The sequence below is a fragment of the Teichococcus coralli genome, assembly GCF_009829925.1.
GTDB classification, from domain to species: Bacteria; Pseudomonadota; Alphaproteobacteria; order Acetobacterales; family Acetobacteraceae; genus Pseudoroseomonas; species Pseudoroseomonas coralli.
Genome location: NZ_SNVJ01000027.1, coordinates 1 through 25,573, shown reverse-complemented (window position 1 = coordinate 25,573; position 25,573 = coordinate 1). Strand labels below are relative to the sequence as shown.

The following is a 25,573-nucleotide window of genomic DNA, read 5'->3' as shown; positions in this document are numbered from 1 at the left end:
GCCGCCGTGATGCGGAGAATCCTGCAAGGCCGGCCGCCCACGCTCCGGAGGCTGCCGGTCCCGCTCCGCTGGGCGGTGATGCTCGGCCTGTCCATCCTCTTCGTGGTGGTGCTGGAACTGTTGGGCCTGCCGGCGGCGCTGCTGCTCGGCGCCATGGTGGCGGGCATCCTGGTGGCAGTGATGGAGGGCGGGCTGCGCGTCGCGCCCTTGCCCTTCGCGCTCGCCCAGGGCCTGATCGGCTGCATGATCGCCCGCAGCATCAAGCCGGAGATCCTCGGTGAGTTGCTGGCGGACTGGCCGGTCTTCCTGGCGGGCGTGGGCTCGGTGCTGGCGGCGAGCAGCCTGCTGGGCTGGCTGCTGGCGCGGCGCCAGGTGTTGCCCGGCACCACCGCCATCTGGGGCTCGTCCCCCGGCGCCGCCTCGGCGATGATGCTGATGGCCGAGGCGCATGGCGCCGACGTCCGGCTCGTCGCCTTCATGCTCTACCTGCGTGTGGTGCTGGTGGCCACGGTTGCCTCGGTGGTGGCGCGGGTCTGGGTCGGCGTGCCGGCGGGCGCGGTGCAGAGCGCCCCGTGGTTTCCCCCGGTGGCCTGGCCGGCGCTGGGCGCCACGCTGTTGGTCGGCCTCGGCAGCGCCGTGCTGGCGCAACGGCTGCGCATTCCGGCCGGGCCGGTCCTGGCGCCGATGTTCGCCGCCGCCCTGCTGCAGGGCTTCGGGCTGCTGGCCATCGAACTGCCGCCCTGGCTGCTGGCGGTCAGCTATGCCGTGGTGGGCTGGAGCATCGGCCTGCGCTTCACCAGGCCGATCCTGGCCCATGCGGCACGCGCCCTGCCGCGCGTGGTGGCCTCCACCCTGGCGCTGATCGCCATCTGCGGCGTCTTCGCCGCGCTGCTGAGCCTGGTGCTGGGGATCGACCCGCTCACCGCCTACCTCGCCACCAGCCCGGGCGGCGCCGATTCCGTGGCCATCATCGCCGCCTCCAGCCAGGTGGACATCGCCTTCGTCATGGCCATGCAGATGGCCCGCTTCCTGATCGTCCTGGTCACCGGGCCAGCCATCGCGCGCTTCTTCGCACGCCGATTGCCGCCGTCTTCCGCGGCTCAGACAGCCGAGGTATCATGATACCACAGCATTTTCCCTTGACCCGGAGCGCCCTGGCGGCGATAAGCCCGGCACCCGATACCAGGACTTTACGAAGCGCATCATGCTGACCACGCAGACCCGCTCGCTGAAGCCGGCGGAGGTCAAGAAGGGCTGGGTGCTGATCGATGCGGACGGGCTCGTGCTCGGCCGCCTCGCGGCTCTCGTCGCCAATCGCCTCCGCGGCAAGCACAAGCCGCAGTTCACCCCGCATGTCGATTGCGGCGACCATGTCGTCATCATCAACGCCGACAAGGTGAAGGTGACCGGCAACAAGGCCGAGCAGTCGGTCTTCTACTGGCACACCGGCTACCCCGGCGGCATCAAGGGCCGCACCGTGCGCGAGCGGCTTGAGAGCCGCTTCCCGGAGCGCGTCATCGAGAAGGCCGTCGAGCGCATGATCACGCGCGGCCCACTCGGCCGCCGCCAGATGAAGAACCTGCATGTCTACGCCGGGGCCGAGCATCCGCATGCCGGTGCCCAGCCCGAGACGCTGGACATCGCCGCCCTGAACCGCAAGAACAAGGTGGCCTGAAGACCATGAGCGAGCAGACCACCGCCAATTCCCTGGCCGACCTGAAGAACCTGGTCGCCGGCACCCCGGCCGCCGGCGAGGCCGCCGCCGCGCCGCGCGAGCCGAAGCGTGACCAGTTCGGCCGCGCCTATGCCACCGGCCGCCGCAAGGACGCCGTGGCCCGCGTGTGGGTGAAGCCGGGCAAGGGCACCGTCGAGATCAACGGCAAGCCCGCCTCCAAGTACTTCGCCCGTCCGGTGCTGCGCATGCTGATCGCGCAGCCCTTCCTGGTGGCCGACCGCTACCAGCAGTTCGACGTGTACTGCACGGTCGCCGGCGGCGGCCTCTCCGGCCAGGCCGGCGCGGTGCGGCACGGCATCAGCCGCGCGCTGACCAACTTCGAGCCGGAGCTGCGCGGCATCCTGAAGAAGGCCGGCTTCCTGACCCGCGACCCGCGCGTCGTCGAGCGCAAGAAGTACGGCAAGGCGAAGGCCCGACGTTCCTTCCAGTTCAGCAAGCGCTGACGCTGGCGGGCCGGCGTTCGCGCCGGCCCTTCAAGGGCTGTTCATCGGAAAGGGCGGGTCCGCAGGGACCCGCCCTTTCTGCTTTCCTGCTATCCCTACCGACCCCCTCAAGGAGAGCCAGATGGCCAAGGGTGCAGTTCCCGCGATCTTCATCGACGGCGAGGCCGGAACGACGGGCCTCGGCATCCGTCAGCGCCTGGAGGCCCTGCCGGGCGTCGAGCTGCGTTCGATCGACCCGGCGCGCCGCAAGGACCCCGAGGCCAAGCGCGCCCTGATGGCCGAGGTGGACCTCGTGGTGCTCTGCCTGCCCGACGCCGCCGCCAAGGAGAGCGCGGCCATGGCCCTGTCGCTCGGTGGCGAGGCGCCCAAGTTGCTGGACGCCTCCACCGCGCACCGGGTGGACCCGGACTGGGTCTATGGCGTGCCTGAGCTGGCGCCGGACCAGGCGTCGAGGATCGCCGCCGCCCCACGCGTCGCCAATCCTGGCTGCTACCCCACAGGTGGCATCGCCCTGCTGCGCCCGCTGGTGGCCGCCGGGCTGATCCCGGCCGACCATCCCGTCACGGTGAACGCCGTTTCCGGCTATTCCGGCGGCGGCAAGGCGATGATCGAGGCCTACGAGACGCACGCCGCGCCCAGTTTCGAGCTCTACGGCCTCGGGCTGGAGCACAAGCACCTGCCGGAACTGCAGATGTATTCCGGCCTGACGCGGCGGCCGATTTTCGTGCCCAGCGTCGGCAATTTCCGCCAGGGAATGCTGGTCTCGGTGCCGCTTCACCTCGACACCCTGCCGGGCAGCCCGTCCCCGGCCGCGCTGGAGGCCGCGCTCGCCGCCTATTACGAGGGCTCGGAATGGGTGAGGGTCGTGCCCGCCCCGGAGAACGGCAAGCTGGAGCCCGAGGCGCTGAACAACACCAACATGCTGGAGCTGCGCGTCTTCGGGAACCCGAAGCGGCAGCAGGCGGTTCTGGTGGCGCGGCTGGACAACCTCGGCAAGGGCGCGTCCGGCGCGGCGGTGCAGAACATCGGCCTCATGCTGGGGCTGGCGCCGCAGGCCGCGAAGGCCCAGGCTGCCTGAGGCGCGGCGGCCGGCTTCGGCCGGCCGCCGCCCAGGAAGGAAGCAGCCGGACGGGGCGCCCCGCGTGTCCCGCTTCGCCGGGAGGAAGCCGAGACCGATGAGCCCGCTCTACCCCTTCGAAGGCCGCCTGCCGGCCATCGACCCGACCGCCTTTGTCGCGCCCAGCGCCGCCGTCATCGGCGACGTCGAGCTCGGGGCCGATGCCAGTGTCTGGTACCATTGCGTTCTGCGCGGGGACACCAACTTCATCCGCATCGGACCGCGCAGCAACATCCAGGACGGCACCATCGTGCACGTGAATGCCGGCAGGGAGCCCGCCATCATCGGCGCCGACGTGACGGTCGGCCATGCCTGCATCATTCACGCCTGCACGCTGAAGGACCGTGCCTTTGTCGGCATGGGCGCCACCGTGCTGGACGGCGCGGTGATCGAGGAGGGCGGCATGCTGGGCGCGGGTGGCCTGCTTGCGCCCGGCAAGGTCATCGGCCCGAACGAGCTTTGGCTTGGCGCCCCCGCGCGCAAGGTGCGCGTGATGGACGCCGAGGAACGGAAGAGGTGGGACCGGACGGCGGGGCATTACGTCGCGCTCGCCAAACGGCACCGGACCTCGCTTTCGGAGTAGGGCGGATGCAGCGCAGGGCGATCGTCGTGGGGCTGTTCCTGGCAACGGCCGGCTGTGCCGCCCCGCTGCCGCCCCTCCGCTTGCCGCCGGCGGCGACTGGGCAGTTCCGGGACCCGCTGGAGGCGGCGCTGCGTGGCGCCGCGGCGGCCTTTGCCTCGCCCTCCAGCCTGCGCGGCCAGCCGGCCCGGGCCGCGCTGGCCGTCGCGCAGCTTGAGTTCCTGGCCGTGGAGATCCCGGCCGGCCGCAGCTCGCGCGAGTTCGGCTCCCTGGTCGCCCCCGGCCTGCAGGCGGCGCGTTACGAGGTGCGCGGTACGCTGGGCATCCCTTCCGATGCGCCGCCTCAGGCCGTGATCGACGCGCTCACCGCCGCGGCCGCCGCTGCGGACCCGGAATCCCGGCTGCCTGCCACCCTGTTCCCGGCCGGCGGCGCCGGCACCTGGCGCCAGCTGGGCAGCCTGCCGCGGCTGCCGCAGGCCAATGCGGCGACGCAACGCGCCCTGCGCCAATGGGAGTTCGGCCCGCCGCAGGAGCTGATCGACACCGCCGACTGACGCCGGCCGGCCGCCGCCTTTTGCGCGGCGGCCGGACTGGGCCATGCTGCCCGCCAACCTCGCCGGGACCTGTCATGCGCCGATTCGCCTTCTCCCCCCTGCCGCTGCTGCTTGTCGCCGCCCTTGGGGGCTGCGCGGAGATGCGTACGCCGCCCTCGGCCTTCGCCGTGCCGCTGGACCTGATGCCGGGCGCGACCGACCCGCTGCGGAGCGCCGTGGACATGGCCGTGGCGGACTTCGCCGACCAGGGCGCCGCCCTTGCCGGCCGTCCCGTGCGCACCGCGCGCGCCGCCGCGCGGCTGGAATACCTGGCCGAGGTCCTCGCCGCCGACCCGCGCTACGCGGCGCTGCCGCCGGGCACGATCCTGGCCCTGCGCGGCGCCGTGGGCGAGGTGCGGCGGGCGCTCGGCCTTTCCGAGATCACGCCGCCGGAGCAGGCCGTCACCCTGCTGGCCGGCGCCGCGCGGGCGCTGGAGGCCGGGCGCCGTCCGCCGCTGCCCGAGGCCGTGTTTCCCGCCGGCCCCGAGGTCACGCTGCGGCGGCTGAACGAGCCGGGGCCGCTGCCCGAGGCCGCCATCGCCACCGGCCGCCTGCAGGAGACGGTGGCGGCGCTGGACGCCACGGCGGGCTGGAGCGCGCTGGGCGAGACCACGGATCCCGGAAAGGTGCTCACGCACTAGGGGAGGGCCGGGGCGGCATGGCGCCGCGCCAGGCCTTCTGCGCTTGGGCAGGATGTGCAGAATGCGCGCCTGGATAATGGACGGAACCTGGGAGAAGACCAATGCAACGACGTAGCTTCCTGGCGGGAACGGCCGGGCTTGCCGCCGCTGCCCATCTCGCTCGCCCGGCGCTCGCCCAGGGCGATGGCCAGCGGGTCCTCCGCTTCATCCCACAGGCGGATGTCAGCATCCTGGACCCGCTGAACACCACCGCCTACCCGACGCGCAACCACGGCCACATGTGCTGGGACACGCTCTACGGCATCGACGCGGACTCCCGCCCGCACCCGCAGCTCGCCGAGGGCCATGTGGTGGAGGACGACGGCAAGCGCTGGACCTTCACCCTGCGCGACGGCCCGACCTTCCACGACGGCGAGAAGATCCGCGCGCGGGACGCCGTGGCCTCCATCAAGCGCTGGATGCTGCGCGACACCCACGGCCAGACGCTGGCCACCCGCCTCGACGAGATCCGCGCCCTGGACGACCGGCGCTTCGAGATGCGCCTGAAGCAGCCCTTCGGCCCGATGCTGGATGCGTTGGCCAAGGCGTCGTCCTATCCCTGCTTCGTTTATCCCGAGCGCTTCGCCAGCCAGGATCCCGCCCGCGGCTTCACCGAGGTGGTGGGCTCCGGCCCATACCGCTTCGTGGCGGATGAGCGGGTTTCCGGCAGCCAGCTCGTCTACCGCAGGTTCGAGAACTACATTCCCGTCAAGGGAGGGCCGGTCAGCCTGATCGCCGGGCCGAAGATCGCCAACTTCGAGCGCATGGAGTGGAAGGTCATCCCCGACCCCGCCACCGCCGCCGCCGCGCTGCAGTCCGGCGAGGTGGACTGGTGGGAGCAGGTGGCGCCCGACCTGCGCCCGCTGCTGAAGGGGGCGCGCAACATCACCGTGGAACGGCTCGACCAGGGCGGCACGGTGGCCATGCTGCGCCCCAACCACCTGAACCCGCCCTTCGACAACCCGGCCGTGCGCCGCGCCCTGCTGCCGGCGATCAAGCAGTCCGACTACATGACGGCGATCATGGGCGACAACCAGGATCTCTGGCGCGAGGGCGTCGGCTGCTTCCCCGAGGGCAGCCCGCTCGCCTCCGACGCGGGGATGCAGGCGCTGACCTCGCCGCGCGACCTGGAGGCGGCGAAGAAGGCGCTGAAGCAGGCGGGCTACAAGGGCGAGAAGGTCGTCATGCTCCACCCGACGGACGTGGTGAACAACAACAACCTCACCGCCGTCGCCACCGACATGCTGCAGAAGTGCGGCATGAACGTGGAGAGCGCGACCTCCGACTGGGGCACCGTGCTGCAGCGCCGCGCCAACAAGAACCCGGTGGACCAGGGCGGCTGGAACGCGCTGATTGTGCTGTTCGGCGGCATGGACCTCGCCAATCCCGGCGGCCACCCGCTGCTGCGCGCCAACGGCAAGGACGCCTGGTTCGGCTGGCCCACCGCGCCGAAGCTGGAGGAGCTGCGCACCGCCTGGTTCGACGCCCCGGACCTCGACGCGCAGAAGCGCATCGGCCGGCAGATCCAGGAGCAGTTCTTCGTGGACCTGCCCTTCTACCCGCTCGGCCAGTACCTGATCGACAGCGCCTGGCGCAGCAACCTCACCGGCCAGCGCAAGGGCATGACGCTGCCGATCAACGTGAAGCGCGCCTGAACGCGTTCCCGCCGCGGGGAAGGGCGCTTTCCCCGCGGCGCCTGTCCGGCTGCCCTCAGCAGGCTTCCGGCAGGAAGGCGCGGCTGGGCGCCACGAACTCCTCCTGCGCCGCGACGGTCAGGATCTCGCGCGAGCCGGCCTCCGAGGTGCGGCGCAGCAGCCCGTAGATGGAGGATGCCGCCGCGCCGAGCGCCGCGCCGGACTGCCCGCTTTGCAGCCGGTGGAAGAGGAACAGCGCGGCGATTGCATCGCCCGCGCCGTTGACGGAGAGCGGCAGCATCGGCGTCCGGATGCGGTGGAACTGCCCGCCCTCGGCGGCGAGCATCTCGATCTGGTCCTCCGGCGTCTCGGCCACGCGCAGCGAGGTCACCAGCACGCAGCGCGGCCCGTCCGGCGCCATGGTGGCCTGCACCGCCGCGGCCGCCGCCTTGGCTTCCTCCAGCGTGGTCACGGGCCTGCCGGTGAGCCATTCCAGCTCGAACTGGTTGGGCGTGATGATGTCGGCCGCCGGCACCGCGCGGTCGCGCATGAAGTCCGGGATGCCCGGCCGGACGAAGATGCCGCGCCCCACATCGCCGATCACGGGATCGCAGCAGTAGAGCGCGCCGCGGCGCGCGGCCTTCACCCGCGCAACGGCGTCCAGGACCGCCTCGCCGATGGCGGCGTCGCCCATGTAGCCGGACAGCACGGCGTCGCAGCGGGGCAGGGCGCCACGATCCTCGATGCCCTGCACCAGGTCGCGCACCAGCTCGGCACCGAAGACCTGCCCGCGCCAGGTGCCATAACCCGTGTGGTTGGAGAACTGCACGGTGTTGACCGCCCAGACCTCGGCACCCAGCCGCTGCAGCGGGAACATGGCCGAGGCATTCCCGACATGGCCATAGGCGACCCAGGACTGGATGGAAAGGATGTTCATGCGGACTCCGCTGGCTGCCAGACGCGCGGAGACTAGGACAGCGGGGTGGCGGGCGAAATCACCCGGCGGAAACGCGCGACGCCGCCCGCCCGCGCGGCGCGGGCGCGGCAGCCGCTCCAAACTCCGTGATGCGCCGGCTCTCGTTGGCGTGGCGAAAGGTGTTGTGGCTTCGTGTGTGCGACTCTACCGTGATGCCAAGCCACGCGCCGAGCGAAAAGGCAGCGTGCTGAATGACTTGCAGGTGCAGGATTGTTACTGCAGAGCGTCTCGTGCGGGCATGTAGAGAATCCCGTTTTGCTTGCGGAGGCGGTCCTTGTCTGCACTCCGGTGCGAGTGCGCCCCATCCTCAGCGACGGGCGGCCCGGCGGGCGCGGAAATCGCGCTGCGCGAGGGCGGGAGCGCGGTCTGCCGAGGGGCGGCCTCCCGCACGCGGCGCCGGCCAGGCGCGCTTTCCCGCGTGGCCAGGGCGGCCGCCGGCACGCGCAGCGCCCCTTGTCTCCTGCCTCTGCGCCCGCAAGCGGCGATACGAGGACCAACCGGATGGTAGCCCGACGATGAGCTTTTCGCCGCACCTGCCTCCGAAGCATGGCCAGCCGGAAGAAGCCGCCAGCTCGCAGTCGGCCGGCTCCACGCGGCCGGACTTTCCCGACCGCCCGCGCAATCCCGGGCTGCTTCTCGCCGGCAGCCTGGCGGCCGTGGTCACCATGGGCTGGGTGAGCTTTCTTTATCTGCCCGCCCTGCTGGCGGAAGGCACCGGCGCCCCGCCCCGGGATCGCCCGCCAGCCCCCCGGGCGAATCCGGCCGGCCCGGCGCCCGTTGTGCCCTCGGCCCTGGCCGCGTCGGCGCCGGAGCCGCCGAAATCCGACAAGGTCGCGGCCCTCCAGGCGGAAATCGCCGAGCTGCTGGCGCAGGCCGATCAGATCGATGCGAGGCTGACGCGCATCCAGGCCGGCGTCGCCCTTCCTGCGACGGAGGCCGAGGCGGAGGAAAGCCCCTCGCTCGCCGAAGTCGACGCGCTCCTGCTCCAGGCCTCCACGCTGGCCGCCGCCATACCGTCCGTTCCGCTGGACGCCGCGCCGCCACCGGCCGCGCCTTCCCTCGCCGCCGTGGCCGAGCCGCAGCCGCCCCTGCGGTTGGCCCTGGCCGGCATGGCCGCCACGCGCAGGGACGGCACGGCCACCGCGGCTGGAAGCACGCCTGCGGCGCCGCTTCCGGCGCTGGAGGAGCGGCTTCTCGTCGCCGACTGGGCGGCGCGCCTGCCGGCCGGGCCGGAGCCTGACGCCGTGCCGGCGCGGACCGGCGCCCTGCCGGCAGCCGCGGCGCCGCGGCCGGAAACGCCGCTGCCCGCCGCGGACGCAGCCACTCAGGCTGCCGGACCGGACGAGGCGGCGGCGGAGATGCCGCCCGGCGCGGAACCTCGGCCATCCGCCCCGGCCGGGAAGGCCGGTCACGCCGAACCCGCCCCGGCGGAGGAGGCGCCGCAACCGCAGGCGCCCGTTGTCGCGCAGGGTGCCGCCGGTGCCGCGGCCGGACCCGGCGAAGCGGAGGCGGCGGCAGCGGCGGCCGAAGCCGGGGCGGAACCCCGGCCCGCCACGCCGGACGGCTTGGCTGCGGAAGCCGCCGACGCACCGAAGGCACCCGCCGCCCCCGCGCAGCCCGCCAACGCGCCCGAGCCCGGCCCGCAGCCTCTTGGCGAGCCCCGTGCGGCGGGCGAGGCGCCGCCGCCGGAGGGACCAGCGCAGGGCGGCACCACCCCCGCCGCTTCACCCGCACCGCCTGCACCCGCACCCGCGCCGGCGACACCCGCGGTGCCGGCCCCGGCTTCCGTCGCGCCCTCCGCGCCGGCCGAAACTGCGGTTCCGTCCGCGCCCGCCGCACCCCAAAGGGGCGCTGGCCCGCCTCAGGTCCTTTCGGCGGCGGCGCCCGACCCGGCCCCGTCCGCCGCGCCGGAGAACGCCGCGCCTTCGCTTTCCCGCGAGGCTCAGGCGGCCATCCTGCAACGTGCCGAGGAAAAGCTCGCCCTCGGCGACGTGGCCATGGCCCGCACGCTCTACCGGGAGGCCGCGCAGGGCGGCAGCAGCCGGGCGGCGGCGGCCCTGGGCCGCACCTATCAGGAGGACTTCCTGCGGGGAATCGGCGCCGCGGGCGTTGCCGCCGATCCCTTGCTGGCCTCGGTCTGGGCACGCCGGGCGGAGGCCCTCGCGGCCGCCGAGCCACCGCCGCCCGCCGGTTCGCCGCCGGCCGCGTCCGCCCGTCCGCAATCCGCCGGCGCGGCGACGCAGCCTTCCCCCGCTTCCGGGCCCGCTCAGGCCGCATCCGAGCCGGCGGCCGCTGTACCGCCGGCCGCCGCGCTTGCCAGCCCGGCCCCGCCGGCGCGCCCGGAGGCGGCCACCGCCTCCCCGCAGCCCTCGGTGCCGGAGCGGCCACCCGCCTCCACGCCTTCGCCTGCCGGCGCGGCCACCGCCGCCCCGCAGGCCGCCTCTCCGCCCGCTCCGCCGCCTGCTCCCCCGGCGGCTTCCCAGGCCGCTCCCGCGGTCGCGCCCCCCGCCGCCAGCGGCGCGGCACCCGGCCAGCCCGCCCCGCCACGCCGCGCGATGACGCCGGAGGAGCTGGAGGCGGTGATGCGGCGCGCAGACTCCATGCTCACCCTCCGGGATATTTCTGGCGCGCGGCTGCTCTATGCTTATGCCGCGGACTCCGGCAGCGGCCGCGCCGCCGCCGCGCTGGGCCGCACCTATGATCCGGCCTTCCTGGAAGGGATCGGCGCCCTGGGCATCCGCCCCGATCCCGCCCAGGCCGCGCATTGGTACCGGCGCGCGGTCGCGCTCGGCGAGGCGCAGGCCGCCACCGCCCTGTCGCGGCTGGAGCGACGCTGAGCAGCACGGCATCCATGGGAGAGGGGACGAGGATGAAGGAGCTTTCCATCGGCCGGCGCGGCGCCCTGCTGGCCGGCGCGGCGGGCCTGCTGGCCAGCCCTGTGGCCATGGCGCAGGGCGCCCGTCGCAGCATGGCGGACATGACGCGGGACGCGAATGCCGGCACGGTCGGCGTGATCTCCGGCGGCGTGGACGGCACCTATATCCGCATCGCCGCCGACCTCGCCGCGGTTCTCGACGAGGGCGACTACCTGCGCGTGCTGCCGGTGCTGGGCAAGGGATCGCTGCAGAACATCTCCGACCTGCTCTACCTGCGCGGGATCGACCTCGCCATCGTGCAGTCCGACGTGCTCGCCGCCGCGACGCGGGACCGGCTCTATCCCGGCGTCGGCCAGCTCGTGCAGTACGTCACCAAGCTCTATGACGAGGAGGTGCACGTTCTCGCCCGGCGCGACATCGAGCGCGTCGAGGACCTCGCCGGCAAGCCCGTCAACATGGACCTGCGCGGCAGCGGCACCGCGATGACGGCTTCGCTCATCTTCGAGGGCCTCGGGGTGCAGGTGCAGCCGGTCCATGCGCCGCAGGACACAGCGCTGGAGCGGCTGCGGCGGGGCGAGATCGCCGCGCTCGTCTATGTGGCGGGCAAGCCGGCCCGCCTGTTCTCCGGCGTCCGCGCCGAGGACAACCTCCACCTGCTGGCGCTGCCCCTCGTCCCCGCGCTGCTTGAGACCTACCTGCCCGCCACGATCAGGAACGCCGATTACCCCGCCCTGGTGTCGGAGAGCGGCGCCGTGCAGACCGTCGCGGTCGGCGCCGTGCTGGCCGTCTATGCCTGGAAGCCAGGCACCGAGCGATACGCCAAGGTGGTGCGCTTCCTGGAGCGCTTCCGGAGCAAGTTTCCCGCGCTGCTGCAGCCGCCACGCCACCCGAAGTGGCGGGAGGTCAACCTGACGGCGGAGGTGCCGGGCTGGACGCGCTTCGCCCCGGCCACCGAATAGCCCGCCACCACCGGCGCAGGCCCGCAGCCCCTGCCGGAGGCGTCGCCTTCCCGCCGCATGGTCCGGCGCCTGCCTCGCGGTTCGCAGCCGGGCGGGGAAGGGGGTTTGCCCTGCGAGCGGGGGCCGGGAGTGTGCAGGGGATCAGTTGTTGCGCCGCAGGCCCCCGGCGGCTAGAAGCGGCGCTTCCGTGCGGCCGGTCGGCATCGGCTGCTCCAGCAGAGAAAAGTGCGCCATGAAGCCCGACATCCACCCGGACTACCACGAGATCACCATCATCATGACGGATGGGACCACCTACAAGACCAAGTCCTGCATGGGCAAGGAAGGTGACACCCTGCGTCTGGACATTGATCCGAAGTCCCACCCGGCCTGGACCGGCCAGCAGCGCATCATCGACACCGGCGGGCAGATCGCCAAGTTCAACAAGAAGTTCGCCGGCATCGGCGCGCGCAAGAAGGCCTGACACCGGGCCGCGCGAAAGCCGAGCGCAGAGTGGGCGCCGCCCCCTTGAACAGGGGGGCGGCGCTTTCCATTTCAGGACACGCCAGCGGTGCCCGGACAGTCGGGGCCGCCGGTGTGGTCAGGTCGCGAAGGGTCGCCCAATCGGGGGCCCGCAGGCGCCGGGCCGCAGCACAATGGACCTTGCTTGCCCAAGGAGGCTCCTGGACTATGAACGCTATCGATCCGCTGTTCCGTTCCGCCATCGGCTTCGACCGCCTGACGCGGTTGATGGATACCGCCCGCTCCGCGGCGGACGGCCCCGCCTATCCTCCCTACAACATCGAGAAGACCGCCGAGGACTCCTACGTCCTGACCATGGCGGTGGCCGGCTTCGCGCCGGAGGACCTGGAGATCACCGCGCAGGACAACGTTCTGCTGGTGTCCGGCAAGGCCAGCCAGCAGCCCGAGCAGGAGCGCCGCTTCCTGTACCGCGGCATCGCCGGCCGCGCCTTCGAGCGCCGCTTCGTCCTGGCCGACCACATCCAGGTCGAGGGCGCCGAGCTTGCCAACGGTCTGCTGCACGTCGCGCTGAAGCGGCAGGTGCCCGAGGCCCTGAAGCCTCGCCGCATCGCCATCGCCAATGCGCAGCCGCGGCCGCAGCCGGTGCTGGAGGGCGAGAAGGACGCGCCGCTCGCCGCCTGACGGCCCGAGCCCCTGATGTTGAGCGGCCGGGGTGGCGACACCCCGGCCGTTTTTGCATTCGCGGGGCAGGGACGCGTGCACAACGTGCGTTCGCACTTGCGTCATGCCCGCCGGGCGCGCATATGAACGCGGCCGGTGCCCTTCTGGGCCGCCGGCCGCGCCCTGGTTGCGTGAAGGCGCGCCCCGCTCCGAAGCGGCGGCAGCCCTGCCAGGGCCCCGGGTGGCAATTCCCCCGGCTTTTCCCTGTGTTTCGGTACGACCCATCCACGCGGGGCGTCCTGAGCCCCTCAAACGGCGCGGCCGCATCGCCGGCGCCGAATCTTGGATGTGTTCCATGACCGATTTCAACGCCCTCGGCCTGGCCGAGCCGCTGCTGCGCGCGCTCGCCGACGAAGGCTACACCACCCCGACCCCGATCCAGGCCCAGGCGATTCCGCTGGTGCTGCAGGGGCGGGACCTGCTGGGCATCGCCCAGACCGGCACCGGCAAGACGGCCGCCTTCGCGCTGCCGCTGCTGCACCACCTGGCCGCCCGGAGGGCGCAGGCGCCGCGCGGCGGCTGCCGGGCGCTGATCCTGTCTCCGACGCGCGAGCTGGCGTCCCAGATCCATGACAACATCCGCGCCTATGGCCGCCACATGGGCCTGAGCTCCACCGTCGTTTTCGGCGGCGTCGGCGCGCGGCCGCAGATCCAGGCGCTGGCGCGCGGCGTGGACATCCTCGTCGCCACCCCGGGCCGGCTGCTCGACCACGTCCAGGCCGGTGTCGCCCGGCTCCAGACCGTCGAGGTGCTGGTGCTCGACGAGGCCGACCAGATGCTGGACCGCGGCTTCTGGCCCGCCATCCGCCGGCTCACCGGCATGATGTCGAAGAACCGTCAGACGCTGTTCTTCAGCGCCACCATGCCGGCCGAGATCGCCAAGATCGCGAACGAGCTGCTGCAGGACCCGGCCAAGGTCTCCGTCACGCCGGTGGCCTCCACCGCCGAGCGCGTCGAGCAGCGGCTGATCCACATCGACGCCAGCCGCAAGCGCGTGCTGCTCGCCGAGATGCTGCGCGACCCGGCGATCGGCCGCGCGCTGGTCTTCGCGCGCACCAAGCACGGCGCCGACCGCGTGGCCAAGCACCTAGTGGCCGAGGGCATCAACGCCCACGCGATCCATGGCGACCGCAGCCAGGGCCAGCGCGAGCGGGCGCTCGCCGAGTTCCGCAACGGCCGCGCGCCGATCCTGGTGGCGACCGACATCGCCTCCCGCGGCATCGACGTCGATGGCGTGACGCATGTCTTCCAGTTCGACCTGCCGGATACGCCGGAGGCCTATGTGCACCGCATCGGCCGCACCGCGCGCGCCGGGGCGAGCGGCGAGGCTGTCGCCTTCTGCGCGCCGGACGAGCTGGTGAAGCTGAAGGCGGTCGAGAAGCTGATCGCCATGCGCATTCCCGCCGAGGACCGTCGCAGCGAGGCGGCCCGCGCCGAGGCCGCCACCGCGGCGCCGAAGCCCGCGCCCCGGGGCCGGGGCGGCCGCCCGCAGGGGGCCGGCCGGCCGCAGGGCCAGGGGCCCGGGCGCCGGCAGGGTGCCGGGCGGGGCGGCATGCCGCAGCGCGGCGCGATGCCGGAAGGCAAGGACCGCAGCTGGCGCAACGCCGACTTCCGCGACGGCGGGCGCTAAAGCAGATCCCGATCGGGTGGAAACACCCAATCGGTAGCTAGAGCGTTTGAAGCGAGCCAAAGCGAGCGGAAACCGCGCTAGGCAGGCAAGGCCGGGAGAGGTGATCTCCCGGCCTTTGCCGTTTCAGTCGCTGGCCATGACCCGCACGTAGCTGCCTGGCGCGTCCTCGATCGCGGGCAGCGCGGCGCTGCCCGGCTGGCGCGCCGGCACCAGCGTCCTGTCGAGGCCGCTGACCCAGCGGTGCCAGTCCGGCCACCAGGAGCCGGCCATCTCCGTGGCGCCGGCGAACCAGGCCTCCGCTTCCGGCGGCGCCTCTTCCGAAACCCAGTGGCTGTACTTGCCGGAGTCCGGCGGGTTGGCGACGCCGGCGATATGCCCCGAGGCCGCCAGCACGAAGCGCACCGGCCCCTGGAAGAGCTGCGTCGCGCGGTAGGTGCTCTTCCAGGGCGCGATGTGGTCCTCCCGCGTCGAGAGGAAGTAGGACGGCACCTTGATCTTGCGCACGTCGAGCGGCACGCCGGCGAGCGTGACGGCGCCGGGCTTCACCAGGTCGTTCTGCTGGTACATGCGGCGCAGGTAGAAGCTGTGCATCGCCGCCGGCATGCGCGTGCTGTCGTCGTTCCAGTACAGCAGGTCGAAGGGGAAGGGTTCCTGCCCGAGAAGGTAGTTCTGCACCACGAAGGACCAGATCAGGTCGTTGGCGCGCAGCATGTTGAAGGTGGTGGCCATCTCATGCCCCTCGAGATAGCCGCGCCGCTGCATCCGCTCCTCGAGCGACCTCAGCTGCTCCTCGTCAATGAACACCGACAGCTCGCCCGCCTCGGCGAAGTCCACCATGGTGGTGAAGAAGGTGGCGGACTTGACGCGCGTGTCGCGCTTCGCCGCCATGTGCGCCAGCGTGCAGGCCAGCAGCGTGCCGCCCAGGCAGTAGCCGATGACATTGACACCCTTCTCGCCGGTCGCCTTCTGGATGGCGTCCAGCGCCGCGTAGGGGCCTTCGAGCATGTAGTCCTCGAAGCTCTTCTGCGCGAGCGTCTCGTCCGGGTTCACCCAGGAGACGACGAAGACGGTGTGGCCCTGCGCCACCGCCCAGCGGATGAAGCTGTTCTTCGGACGGAGGTCGAGGATGTAGAACTTGTTGATCCAGGGCGGGATGATCAGCAGCGGCCGCTTCAGCACCTTCTCGGTGGCGGGCGCGTACTGGATGAGCTGCATCAGCGCGTTCTGGTAGACCACCTTGCCTGGCGTGACGGCAATGTTCTCGCCGATGCGGAACTTGGTCTCGTCCGTCATGCGGATGCGCAGCTTGCCCTTGCCGCGCTCCAGGTCGGACAGCAGGTTCTGCAGCCCGCGCAGCAGGTTCTCGCCGCCGGTCTCGGCCGTCTTGCGCAGCACCTCGGGGTTGGTCATCAGGAAGTTCGAGGGGCTCATCGCGTCCACGAACTGCCGGGTGTAGAAGTCGACCTTCTGCGCCGTCTTGGGGTCGAGGTCCTCGGCGGCGCGCGCGACGTTGGTGAAGTAGCGCGCCGAAAGAAGGTAGGACTGCTTGATGAAGTCGAAGACCTCGTTCTCGCGCCAGGAATCGTCCTTGAAGCGGCGATCCTTCGGGTCCTCGGCGATGACGGGCTTCACTTCCTCGTCGCCCCACATGCGGCGCGCGGTGTTCTGCCAGAGCGTCAGGTAATCTTGCCAGAAGCCGAGCTGCGCCTCCACCAGCCGCGCCGGGTTGGCCATCAGCCGCGCGGCCATGTCCATGAAGGCGGTGCCGATCTGCATCGGGTCGGCGCCGGCGGGGCTGCCGTCCGGTCCGGTCTGGGCCTGGCGCTTCAGGAAGTCGGCCACGATGCGCTGCCCGCGCTCGGCCACGTCTGCCATGGTGCGGGAGACCAGGTTCGGGTCGGGCAGGCGGAATGCACCGGCATCCGGGGGCGTGTCGTCCGTGGTCATGCGTCCCTCCGCGCCTGCGGCGCCTGCTTGTTGCCCCCGAGCCGCACTGCCCGATCCGTGACGGCGACCTTCCGCCCGGCCCGGCTTTCGGGCTAATGCCCTGAGCGGGCGAGAGCCTGAGCGGGCGAGAAGAGGACGGACCATGGAACAGCGCGCCGGTCGAGGCACTCGACAAGGTAAAGCCCGGCCCTTGGGGCTTCAAGCCGAGGCGGCGCGTTGCGGCCTGGCGCTCGGCGCATTGTTTCTGCTGGCCGGCTGTGTCGGCGCGGCCGAGGCGCCGGGCCGTTTCCTCGACCGCGCCTTCGGCACGCCCCTGGATGGGCGCCCGCCGCCGCCGGGCTCCGGCGAGCCCTATCCCAACCTCGCCTCGGTGCCGCCGGCCCCGCCGCGGGGCTCTCCCTCCGAGCGGGAGGCGCTGACCAGCCGCCTCTCCGCCGCCCGCGCCGCCTCCCGGGAGCCGGTCACGCCCGGCGGGCCGCTGCCGGCGCCGCCGGCAGGCGTCGAGGGCGCGGGGAGGGTCCCCCTGCGGCCGCCTTCGGCCCCGCGCCTGGCCGCCGCGCCGCGGGTGCGCCCGGATGCGCCGCTTGCCGCCCCATCACCGGGACCGGCCGGCGAAGCGCCCGGTGCCGCGCCGGCGCTGCCCGCCGATCCGGGCGCCCCGCCCGCGCCGCCGCCCGCCGAATTCCTGGCGACACCGCCGCCGCGGCTGTAAGTCCGCTTCCGGCCGCCCGCCGTTCCGATTCCGCCGGCGGCCGATCTGCTCTATCGTCCCCGCGCCAGATTTTACGGACCTCCCGCCATGACCGAGGAATTCCACCGTATCCGCCGCCTGCCGCCCTATGTCTTCGCCGAGGTCAACCAGGCGAAGGCAAGGGCCCGCGCGGCGGCCGAGGACATCGTGGACCTTGGCATGGGCAACCCGGACAGCCCGACGCCGCCGCATATCGTGGCCAAGCTGATCGAGGCGGTGCAGAACCCCGACACCCACGGCTACTCCGCCAGCAAGGGCATCCCCGGCCTGCGCCGGGCGCTCGCCGGCTACTATGGCCGCCGCTTCGGGGTGCAGCTCGATCCGGAGACGGAGGTGGTGGCGACGCTGGGCTCGAAGGAGGGGCTGGCGAATCTGGCCGCCGCCATCACCTCGCCGGGCGACACCATCCTGGTGCCGAACCCGAGCTACCCGATCCACCAGTTCGGCTTCATCATCGCCGGCGCCTCGGTGCGCTCGGTGCCGCACGCGCCGGACGAGGAGATGCTGCGCGCGCTGGAGCGCGCCGTGCGCCATTCCGTGCCGAAGCCGACGGCGCTGATCGTCAACTACCCCTCCAACCCGACCGGGCTGATGGCCGACCTCGACTTCTACCGCGAGATCGTCGCCTTCGCCCGCCGGCACGAGATCTACGTGCTCTCCGACCTCGCCTATGCCGAGCTGTATTACGGCGACAAGGTGCCGCCCTCGATCCTGCAGGTGCCGGGCGCGAAGGAGGTGGCCGTCGAGTTCACCTCGATGTCCAAGACCTACAACATGGCCGGCTGGCGCATGGGCTTCGCGGCCGGCAACCCGAAGCTGATCGCGGCGCTGACGCGGGTGAAGTCCTACCTCGACTACGGCGCCTTCACGCCGATCCAGGTGGCCTCCGTCGCGGCGCTGAACGGCCCGCAGGACTGCATCGAGGCGATGCGCAAGCTCTACCGCGAGCGGCGGGACGTGCTGGTGAAGGGGCTGAAGCAGTCCGGCTGGGACGTGCCGGTGCCGGAGGCCGGCATGTTCGTCTGGGCGCCCATTCCGCCGCGCTTCCGCGACCTCGGCAGCGTCGAGTTCAGCAAGCTGCTGCTGGCCCGCGCGAAGGTGGCGGTGGCGCCGGGCATCGGCTTCGGCGAGCACGGCGATGGCCATGTGCGCATCGCCATGGTGGAGAACACCCAGCGCATCCGGCAGGCGCTGCGCGGCATCCGCAGCTTCCTCGCGACCGACAACGGTGGTCCGATTGGGGGCGGCCCGGCCAGCGAGCCGGCGCCGCACGCATCTGCTGAACTGGTGAAAGAATGACCCGTCCACTTTCCATCGCGGTCGCCGGCCTGGGTACGGTCGGCGCCGGCGTGCTGACCTTGCTGCGCGACAATGCCGAGCTGATCGCCGCCCGTGCCGGGCGGCCCATCATCGTCACCGCCGTCGCCGCGCGCGACCGCAACCGCGACCGCGGCGTCTCGCTGGAAGGGCTGCGCTGGTACGAGGACCCGGTGGCCATGGCCGCCGAGGCGCGGGCCGACGTGGTGGTGGAGCTGATCGGCGGCAGCGACGGCCCCGCGCGCCACGCGGTGGAGGCGGCGCTGAATGCCGGCCGCCCGGTGGTGACGGCCAACAAGGCGCTGCTCGCCCTGCACGGGGCGGCGCTGGCGCAGAAGGCCGAGGCGGCGGGCGTCACGCTGGCCTTCGAGGCGGCGGTGGCCGGCGGCATCCCCGCCATCAAGGCGCTTCGCGAGGGGCTGGCGGCCAACCGCATCGGCCGTGTCACCGGCATCCTGAACGGCACCTGCAACTACATCCTGACCTGCATGCGCGACCAGAAGCGCGAGTTCGGCGACGTGCTCGCCGAGGCGCAGCGCCTGGGCTATGCGGAAGCCGATCCCTCCTTCGACATCGACGGCGTGGACGCGGCGCACAAGCTCGCCATCCTCGCGGCGCTGGCCTTCGGCCGGCCGGTCGAGTTCGATGCGGTGCATGTGGAGGGCATCCGCAACATCACCGCCCTCGACATCGCGCTGGCCGAGGAGCTGGGCTTCCGCATCAAGCTGCTCGGCATCGCGCAGCAGGAGGAAGCGGGCGTCGCCGCCCGCGTGCATCCCTGCATGGTGCCGGCGAGCCACCCCATCGCCCGCGTGGACGGCGTGTTCAACGCCGTGGTGGCGGAAGGCGACTTCGTCGGCCGCGTGGTGCTGGAAGGCCGCGGGGCAGGGGCGGGACCGACCGCCAGCGCGGTGGTGGCCGACCTGATCGACATCGCCCGCGAGCGCCACACGCCCGTCTGGGGCGCCGACCACGCGGCGCTTTCCGCCGTGCCGGCCCTGCCGATGGCCAGCCACCACGGCGCCTACTACCTGCGCCTGATGGTGCTGGATCGGCCCGGCGTCATCGCGGACGTCACCGGCGTGCTGCGCGACCACGGCATCAGCCTGGAATCCATGATCCAGCGCGGCCGCGCGCCCGGGGAGGCGGTGCCGGTGGTGCTGACCACGCATGGCTGCCAGGAGGCGGCGATGCGCGACGCGCTGAAGCGGATCGCGGCGCTGGAGGCAGTGCTCGAACCGCCCGCGCTGATCCGCATCGAAACCCTCTGACGAGCGTTAGCGGGACGGTTTTCACCGCCTCCCGCACCCGGGAAGAACAGGAGCCTCTCATGCGTCGCGACACCACCCCCGTAGATCGCAACCTCGCCCTCGAACTGGTGCGCGTCACCGAGGCGGCGGCGCTGGCCGCCAGCAGCTGGATCGGCCGCGGCGACAAGAACGCCGCCGACGGCGCCGCGGTGGACGCCATGCGCAAGGCCTTCGACACCGTGGACATCAGCGGCACCGTCGTCATCGGCGAGGGCGAGATGGACGAGGCGCCGATGCTCTACATCGGCGAGAAGATCGGCGCCGGCGGGCCGGAAGTGGACATCGCCGTCGATCCGCTGGAGGGCACCAACATCTGCGCCACCGGCGGGCCGAACTCGATCGCCACGCTCGCCGTGGCGGAGAAGGGCGGCTTCCTGCACGCGCCCGACATCTACATGAACAAGATCGCCGTCGGCCCCGACCTGCCGGTCGGCGTGGTGGACCTCGACGCCACCCCGGGCGAGAACCTGCGCGAGCTGGCCAAGGCCAAGAAGGTGGAGATCAACGACCTTGTCGTCTGCATCCTCGGTCGCGACCGCCACAAGGACATCATCAAGGCCTGCCGCGAGGCCGGCGCGCGCATCATGCTGATCCCGGACGGCGACGTGGCCGGCGTCATCGCCGTGTCGCAGCCCAGCACGGGCGTGGACCTCTATCTCGGCTCCGGCGGCGCGCCGGAGGGCGTGCTGGCCGCCGCCGCGCTGCGCTGCATCGGCGGCCAGATGCAGGGCCGCCTGATGTACGAGGACGAGGCGCAGATCACCCGCGCCCGCGAGATGGGCCTCAGCGACCCGCACCGGAAGCTCGGCGTCGCGGACATGGCGAAGGGCGACGTGATGTTCGCCGCGACGGGCGTCACGGGCGGGCCCATGCTGCACGGCGTGCGCCGCCGCGCCACCACCGCCTATACCCATTCCATCATCATGCGCAGCAAGACCGGCACGGTGCGCTACATCGAGGGGCACCACAACTTCGCGCTGAAGCCGAGCGCCTTCCTTGCCTGAGGCGCTGGCAGCGGCCTTGCCGGAGCAGGCCGCGCCGGTCCTCGGCGTCGCCCGCTCCGCGCTGGGCCGCCGCTGGAGCTGGCGCCAGGCCGATGCGCGCACCGGCCTGGCCATCGCGCAGCGCCTGGCGCTGCCGGAACTGCTCGGGCAGCTGCTCGCCGCGCGCGGCGTTGCGCCGGAGCAGGCGCAGCTCTTCCTTGAGCCGACGCTGCGCGCCCTGCTGCCCGATCCCTCCGTGCTGGTGGACATGGACCGCGCGGCGGAGCGGCTGGCACAGGCGGTGCGCGACGGCGAGCAGGTGGCCGTCTTCGGCGACTACGACGTGGACGGCGCCTGCGCCGGCGCGTTGATGACGCGCTTCCTGCGCGATCTTGGCTGCCGCGTGCGCGCCTATGTGCCGGACCGCCTGAAGGAAGGCTACGGCCCCAACGCCACCGCCATCGCCGCGCTCTGCGCCGAAGGCGCGCGGCTGGTGGTCTGCGTGGACTGCGGCATCGCCGCGCATGAGGCGCTGAAGGCCGCCGAGGGCCGCGCCGATGTGGTGGTCCTCGACCACCACAAGGCGGAGGGCCCGGTGCCGGCGGTCGCCGCGGCGGTGAACCCCAACCGGCTCGACTGCGCCTCCGGCCTGCGCAACCTCTGCGCCGCGGCCGTGAGCTTCATGGCCGCCGTGGCGACGCTTCGGGTGCTGCGCCGCGCCGGCTTCTTCGCCGACCGTCCCGAGCCGAACCTGCTCGGCTTCCTGGACCTGGTGGCGCTGGCCACGGTCTGCGACGTCATGCCGCTGACCGGCCTGAACCGCGCCTTTGTCGCCCAGGGGCTGAAGGTGATGGGGCGCGGCGGCCGCGTCGGCATCGCGGCCCTGCTGGAGGTGGTGCAGGCGCGCGACGCGCCCTCGGCCTACACGCTGGGCTTCCTGCTCGGCCCGCGCATCAACGCCTCGGGACGCATCGGCGAGCCGGATCTTGGCCTGCGCCTGCTGACCTGCGACGACCCCATCGAGGCGCGCGCCATCGCCGAGCGGCTGGACCTGGTGAACCGCCGCCGGCAGGAGGTGGAGAGCGCGGTTCTCGCCGAGGCCTTCGCCCAGGCGCAGATGCAGTCCGAGGCCGGACATCCGGTGCTGCTGGTGTGCGGCGACGGCTGGCATCCCGGCGTGGTCGGCATCGTTGCGGGCCGCGTGAAGGAGCGCTTCAACCGCCCGGTCTGCGTCGCCGGGGTGGATGGCGGGCTGGCCAAGGGCTCCGGGCGCTCCGTGCCGGGCGTGGACCTCGGCGCGGCCATCATCGCCGCGCGCCAGGCCGGGCTGCTGCAGACCGGCGGCGGGCACCCGATGGCCGCCGGCTTCTCCTTCCGCCTGGAGAACCGCGAGGCCTGCCACGCCTTCCTCAACGAGCGCCTGGCCCATGCCGCCGCCCTGCCGGCCAGCGCCGAGCTGGTGCTGGACGGAACCCTGCTGGTGCCGGCCGCCACCGCCGAGTTGGCCTCGGAGATCGCGCGCCTCGGCCCCTTCGGCGCCGGCAACGAGGAGCCCGCCTTCGCCTTTCCCCGCGTGCGGATCGTCCGTGCCGACCGGGTGGGCAAGGAGGGCAACACGGTGCGCGCCTTTGTCGAGGGCGAGGCCGGCGGGCGGCTGAAGGCGGTCTGCTTCCGCGCCAAGGAAGGGCCGCTGGCCGAGTTGCTGCTGGGCAGCGGCGGCGCCCCGGTGCACCTGGCCGGAACCCTGCGCGCCGAAAGCTGGAACGGCAGCGTCACCCCCGGCCTGCACCTGCAGGACGCCGCGCGCGCCTGACCGCGCGGCGCCCGGCCGGGCGAGGGGAGGGGAGCTACAGCGGCTCGCCCGCCCCCGTGCCGGCATGGGGCGCCGGGATGCACCATCCTTTGCCGCGCGGGGTGCTGACGCATCCCGGCCAGCGCGGGTCCACCGGCGGGCCGAAGCCGGCCGGCAGCAGCGGCCCGATCCATCTCGGGAGGCCCACGCCGCCGCCGGCGCGCCGGGACCGCCTTTCGGCTTCGGCCGCTCTCGCGGCCGCAAGGGCTCGACCCAGCCCACAGGTCATCAGGAACGAGGAGCGCCATCACTCCCCAAGGCTTCAGAACAGGTTCTGTCCCGAGCCTTCAGGGCCATGAGGACCGCAGCCTGACATAGGGCGGGCGTCAAGTCCGGCGAGTCCTGGCTGGGACCGATGCCGGCCGGCTTGGGTGAAGTCATGTCGGGAGGTCCGGCCGCCATGGGCCGGGAAGGTCCGACGTCCGATGGCCAGTGCTTCACGTGCTAGCCGTACCGCCGACTTCGTCATCCCCCGCATCGAGGACCTCTCGCACCCAGATCTTCCATGCTCTTCCGGCGCATCCCCCACTCAGGAGGTTTCAACAGAGCACCCGCGCCTCCCAACGCGGGACCGCCTAGCGGGGCGCCGGTCGTCCTTCCTGCAGTCCTCGCTGATAGGCGGCCTGTTCGTCCTGCTTGTGCTGGTCGTAGAGGTAGCCTCCCGCCGCACCAACGCCGGCGCCGATCAGCGCGCCCCATCCGAAGTCGCCGGTCAGCGAGCCGATCACCGCGCCGCCGGCTGCACCGGCGCCGGCGCCGGACAGCGTGCGCCGGCTGGTGTCGCTCATCTCCGAACAGCCGCCGACGGTAAGTCCGATCCCCAGAACCGCCGCCGACAGCGTCTTCATGCTGATCATGGTTGGAACTCCGTTGCCTCAGGAGGGTCCTCAGCGAGCCTGCGACCGGCCTTGCCGCTGCGGTGCAGGGCACGGATAGGCGGCATGGGCCCAGCGTGCGAGCCCATCGACGGCGCGCTCGCCTCTGTGTTGCGGGTTGGCCTCGGCCCAGGCAACGAAGGCATTGGCTACCTGCGCCCGCGTGGGCGGTGGATTCGGCGCGCAGAAGACGGGCGCGTTTCCCGAGCCGGGCTGGCTTACGGCAGCATGATATTGCCCGGCGCCTTGCAGGAAGCCGTGACAGAAGGCGACGGCCGAAGTGTATTGCGCCGCCTGCGGAGACATGCCGCAAAGGGTTGCCAGATCGGCCACCGTGCGAGCCTCAAACGCAGCTTGCGGCGCCGCGCTGGTGATCGGCATCGCGCCGGGCTGCGCGGCCGCCGGCAGGGTGGCCACCGCCGAGAGCGCGGCGATGAATGCGGCCGGAGCCAGGAATTGGGTCATCCGTATGTTCCTCCCTTCTGGGCCGTCTCTCCGCCCAAGAGCGACTGGGCTTGCGGTCGCGGTGTTGAACTGGAGCGTTTCCGGACGCGCGGCGCGGCATGTCCGCCGCCACCCATCGTCGGTCTTTCCGCACTGCGCCGCATAACGGCGCCGAACGAAGGGGCGCGCCTGCTGGGACCCAAGACCTGCCCGGCTTGGTGGCGTCGAACGGCACGGGGCCGGCGAGCGTGTCCGATGAGTGAGAAAGCCGCCATGGCGCCTTTCCCCGCGGCCCGCATGTTCTTGTTCCGCGGACTGCCGCGGCCGCCCGAGCGTATTGCAAGGCTAAGGGATCGCCTGGCGCGCTGCGAAGGCATGAACGGTATCAAGAAACCACTACATGCCCGAGCCCTTCAGCGCGGCTGCGCGGCTGCGCGGCAGCGCCCTTCCGCGAGGAGACCGGCCTGCCCGCAACCTTGGCCACGACAGGCGGGCATGGCCGCGGGGCCCGTTCGGGCGATGGTAGGTGTCTGCCATGCATGGTGCTGTCCGGACCGACCATTTCCGTTGATTGTGAGGGGGTGTCTGCGTCCTGGCTTCCGTTCGCGGCGTTTTACACCCGTGTGACAGGGACTCTTGATGGCATGGCTGCGCCTAATATCCGGACGATCCGCTTCTCCGAACCGGATGCTTTGGCTTCCGCCCTGCGGGGCGGCAGCATTGCCATCACGCCCGTGACGGCGGGTCCGTTCGAAGCCAAGCTGACCGAGTTCGTTCTGGGAGACTTGGTGCTTCAGATCAGCTGCGGCACGCCGGCGATGATGCTTGGCGAAGTGGCCGCTGATACCGTCTGGATCCAGCTTCCGCTCAGTGGACACCAGGACCTGCTGCTGAACGGGCGGCAGGTCGCTCCCGGCGACTTTGCCGCGATTGCCCCGGGAGCCGGCCTTGACGCCGTCGCGCTCGCGGAATCCCGCTGGGCCCTCGTTGTGCTCTCCGCCGAGACGATCGCGGGGCTGCTGCCACCGCCGCGCCGCGCCGTGCTGCTCCGTCCGGGCATACCGAGGATGCTCCGCGCCAGCCCGCGAGCCTGGGAAGCTGCCATGTCCCTCATGGAGATGGCCACCGAGTCCGCTGTGAGGGATCCCGGCATTTTCGAGGTGGAGGAGGCCCGTCTGGGCTTGCGCGCCTCGGTGCTGGAGGTTCTGGTCGTGCTACTCGCCGGCCCCTGGGAAGACCGGCCGACCCGCGTGCTCCGCACGTCCCGCACCCGGTACCAGATCATCCGGGCCGTGGAGGAGCACCTCCGCGCGGCGCCGTGGCAGGCGTCCTGCCCGAGCGAGATCTGCGCCGCCTTGGGCCTCTCCCGCTGGCGGGTCGATGCGGCCTTCCGAGCGAGTTCCGCCATCAGCCTCCAGCGATACGTCCGGCTGCGCTGCCTGGCCATGGCGGGCGCCGCGCTCCGTTCCGGCCGGTTTCGCCACGCTTCCCTTGCCGAGATCGCGGCGGCCTTCGGCTTCCGGGATGAGGGACACTTCGCGCGCGAGTATCGCGAGATGTTCGGCGAGCCGCCGTCGATCACGCTCAGCCACGCCGGGCGGGAGGCGGCAGATGCAGGATAGCGGCGGGGAGGCGTGCCTCTCCTGGCCTGACTGACGTCGGTCGTGCCCCCGGGCGTGGTGTAGGAGC

The 25,573-nt window shown here is 72.3% G+C and carries 23 protein-coding genes; 19 read left to right on the top strand and 4 right to left on the bottom strand.

The window, feature by feature from the left end:
• Nucleotides 1-9 precede the first annotated feature (9 nt).
• From E0493_RS20705 to E0493_RS20670, 8 genes are all read left to right on the top strand, one after another.
• Complete coding sequence (locus E0493_RS20705) at nt 10-1,122, top strand: AbrB family transcriptional regulator (RefSeq protein ID WP_160939192.1); 1,113 nt, start codon at nt 10-12, stop codon at nt 1,120-1,122.
• Between the two features lie 82 nt (nt 1,123-1,204).
• The gene (rplM, locus tag E0493_RS20700; protein WP_160939168.1) at nt 1,205-1,675 is read left to right on the top strand and encodes a 50S ribosomal protein L13; all 471 of its coding nucleotides are present in this window, start codon (nt 1,205-1,207) and stop codon (nt 1,673-1,675) included.
• A 5-nt stretch (nt 1,676-1,680) separates the two neighbouring features.
• Nucleotides 1,681-2,178 carry a 30S ribosomal protein S9 gene (gene rpsI / locus E0493_RS20695; RefSeq protein ID WP_160939167.1) on the top strand — a complete coding sequence of 166 codons (498 nt, stop codon included), beginning with the start codon at nt 1,681-1,683 and terminating at the stop codon, nt 2,176-2,178.
• A 121-nt stretch (nt 2,179-2,299) separates the two neighbouring features.
• Nucleotides 2,300-3,256, top strand: a complete 957-nt coding sequence (gene argC / locus E0493_RS20690; RefSeq protein WP_160939166.1) for an N-acetyl-gamma-glutamyl-phosphate reductase — start codon at nt 2,300-2,302, stop codon at nt 3,254-3,256.
• 97 nt (nt 3,257-3,353) lie between these two features.
• The gene (locus E0493_RS20685) at nt 3,354-3,878 is read left to right on the top strand and encodes a gamma carbonic anhydrase family protein (protein ID WP_160939165.1); all 525 of its coding nucleotides are present in this window, start codon (nt 3,354-3,356) and stop codon (nt 3,876-3,878) included.
• 5 nt (nt 3,879-3,883) lie between these two features.
• Nucleotides 3,884-4,429: a hypothetical protein gene (locus E0493_RS20680; protein ID WP_160939164.1), complete on the top strand. Its 546-nt coding sequence runs from the start codon at nt 3,884-3,886 to the stop codon at nt 4,427-4,429.
• A gap of 74 nt (nt 4,430-4,503) precedes the next feature.
• On the top strand, nt 4,504-5,109 hold the full coding sequence (locus E0493_RS20675; RefSeq protein WP_160939163.1) for a hypothetical protein: 606 nt from the start codon (nt 4,504-4,506) through the stop codon (nt 5,107-5,109).
• A gap of 101 nt (nt 5,110-5,210) precedes the next feature.
• Nucleotides 5,211-6,803: an ABC transporter substrate-binding protein gene (locus E0493_RS20670; RefSeq protein WP_160939162.1), complete on the top strand. Its 1,593-nt coding sequence runs from the start codon at nt 5,211-5,213 to the stop codon at nt 6,801-6,803.
• A 55-nt stretch (nt 6,804-6,858) separates the two neighbouring features.
• Here the strand turns inward: E0493_RS20670 and pdxY are convergent, their stop codons facing one another.
• Nucleotides 6,859-7,719, bottom strand: coding sequence for a pyridoxal kinase PdxY (gene pdxY / locus E0493_RS20665; RefSeq protein ID WP_160939161.1), 861 nt, complete (start codon nt 7,717-7,719; stop codon nt 6,859-6,861).
• 554 nt (nt 7,720-8,273) lie between these two features.
• On the opposite strand from pdxY, the gene E0493_RS20660 reads away from it, so the two are divergent.
• The 5 genes from E0493_RS20660 (at nt 8,274) to E0493_RS20640 (ending at nt 14,405) form a co-directional block, all read left to right on the top strand.
• On the top strand, nt 8,274-10,595 hold the full coding sequence (locus E0493_RS20660) for a sel1 repeat family protein (protein ID WP_160939160.1): 2,322 nt from the start codon (nt 8,274-8,276) through the stop codon (nt 10,593-10,595).
• A 32-nt stretch (nt 10,596-10,627) separates the two neighbouring features.
• Nucleotides 10,628-11,593: a TAXI family TRAP transporter solute-binding subunit gene (locus E0493_RS20655; protein ID WP_160939159.1), complete on the top strand. Its 966-nt coding sequence runs from the start codon at nt 10,628-10,630 to the stop codon at nt 11,591-11,593.
• 232 nt (nt 11,594-11,825) lie between these two features.
• Nucleotides 11,826-12,056, top strand: coding sequence for a 50S ribosomal protein L31 (rpmE, locus tag E0493_RS20650; protein WP_160939158.1), 231 nt, complete (start codon nt 11,826-11,828; stop codon nt 12,054-12,056).
• 206 nt (nt 12,057-12,262) lie between these two features.
• Nucleotides 12,263-12,736, top strand: coding sequence for an Hsp20 family protein (locus E0493_RS20645; RefSeq protein WP_160939157.1), 474 nt, complete (start codon nt 12,263-12,265; stop codon nt 12,734-12,736).
• A 334-nt stretch (nt 12,737-13,070) separates the two neighbouring features.
• Entirely contained in the window at nt 13,071-14,405 is a 1,335-nt protein-coding gene (locus E0493_RS20640; RefSeq protein WP_160939156.1) for a DEAD/DEAH box helicase, read from the top strand.
• 123 nt (nt 14,406-14,528) lie between these two features.
• On the opposite strand, the gene E0493_RS20635 is transcribed toward E0493_RS20640, so the two are convergent.
• Nucleotides 14,529-16,352 carry a PHA/PHB synthase family protein gene (locus E0493_RS20635; protein WP_160939155.1) on the bottom strand — a complete coding sequence of 608 codons (1,824 nt, stop codon included), beginning with the start codon at nt 16,350-16,352 and terminating at the stop codon, nt 14,529-14,531.
• A gap of 190 nt (nt 16,353-16,542) precedes the next feature.
• On the opposite strand from E0493_RS20635, the gene E0493_RS20630 reads away from it, so the two are divergent.
• The 5 genes from E0493_RS20630 to recJ all read left to right on the top strand — a co-directional run bounded on the left by E0493_RS20630 (nt 16,543) and on the right by recJ (nt 22,526).
• Entirely contained in the window at nt 16,543-17,064 is a 522-nt protein-coding gene (locus E0493_RS20630) for a hypothetical protein (protein WP_160939154.1), read from the top strand.
• 87 nt (nt 17,065-17,151) lie between these two features.
• Nucleotides 17,152-18,402: an LL-diaminopimelate aminotransferase gene (locus tag E0493_RS20625; protein WP_160939153.1), complete on the top strand. Its 1,251-nt coding sequence runs from the start codon at nt 17,152-17,154 to the stop codon at nt 18,400-18,402.
• Nucleotides 18,399-19,691, top strand: a complete 1,293-nt coding sequence (locus tag E0493_RS20620) for a homoserine dehydrogenase (protein ID WP_160939152.1) — start codon at nt 18,399-18,401, stop codon at nt 19,689-19,691. The genes E0493_RS20625 and E0493_RS20620 overlap by 4 nt, the downstream gene beginning before the upstream one ends.
• 59 nt (nt 19,692-19,750) lie before the next feature.
• On the top strand, nt 19,751-20,734 hold the full coding sequence (gene glpX / locus E0493_RS20615) for a class II fructose-bisphosphatase (protein ID WP_160939151.1): 984 nt from the start codon (nt 19,751-19,753) through the stop codon (nt 20,732-20,734).
• Nucleotides 20,727-22,526, top strand: coding sequence for a single-stranded-DNA-specific exonuclease RecJ (gene recJ, locus E0493_RS20610; RefSeq protein WP_235913922.1), 1,800 nt, complete (start codon nt 20,727-20,729; stop codon nt 22,524-22,526). The genes glpX and recJ overlap by 8 nt, the downstream gene beginning before the upstream one ends.
• Nucleotides 22,527-23,140: 614 nt before the next feature.
• Here the strand turns inward: recJ and E0493_RS20605 are convergent.
• Together E0493_RS20605 and E0493_RS20600 are read right to left on the bottom strand one after the other, a co-directional pair.
• The gene (locus E0493_RS20605) at nt 23,141-23,422 is read right to left on the bottom strand and encodes a glycine zipper domain-containing protein (RefSeq protein WP_235913921.1); all 282 of its coding nucleotides are present in this window, start codon (nt 23,420-23,422) and stop codon (nt 23,141-23,143) included.
• Nucleotides 23,423-23,452: 30 nt separating this feature from the next.
• Complete coding sequence (locus E0493_RS20600) at nt 23,453-23,905, bottom strand: Rap1a/Tai family immunity protein (RefSeq protein WP_160939150.1); 453 nt, start codon at nt 23,903-23,905, stop codon at nt 23,453-23,455.
• Between the two features lie 518 nt (nt 23,906-24,423).
• Here E0493_RS20600 and E0493_RS20595 point away from each other — a divergent pair.
• On the top strand, nt 24,424-25,506 hold the full coding sequence (locus E0493_RS20595) for a helix-turn-helix transcriptional regulator (protein WP_160939149.1): 1,083 nt from the start codon (nt 24,424-24,426) through the stop codon (nt 25,504-25,506).
• Nucleotides 25,507-25,573: the final 67 nt, after the last annotated feature.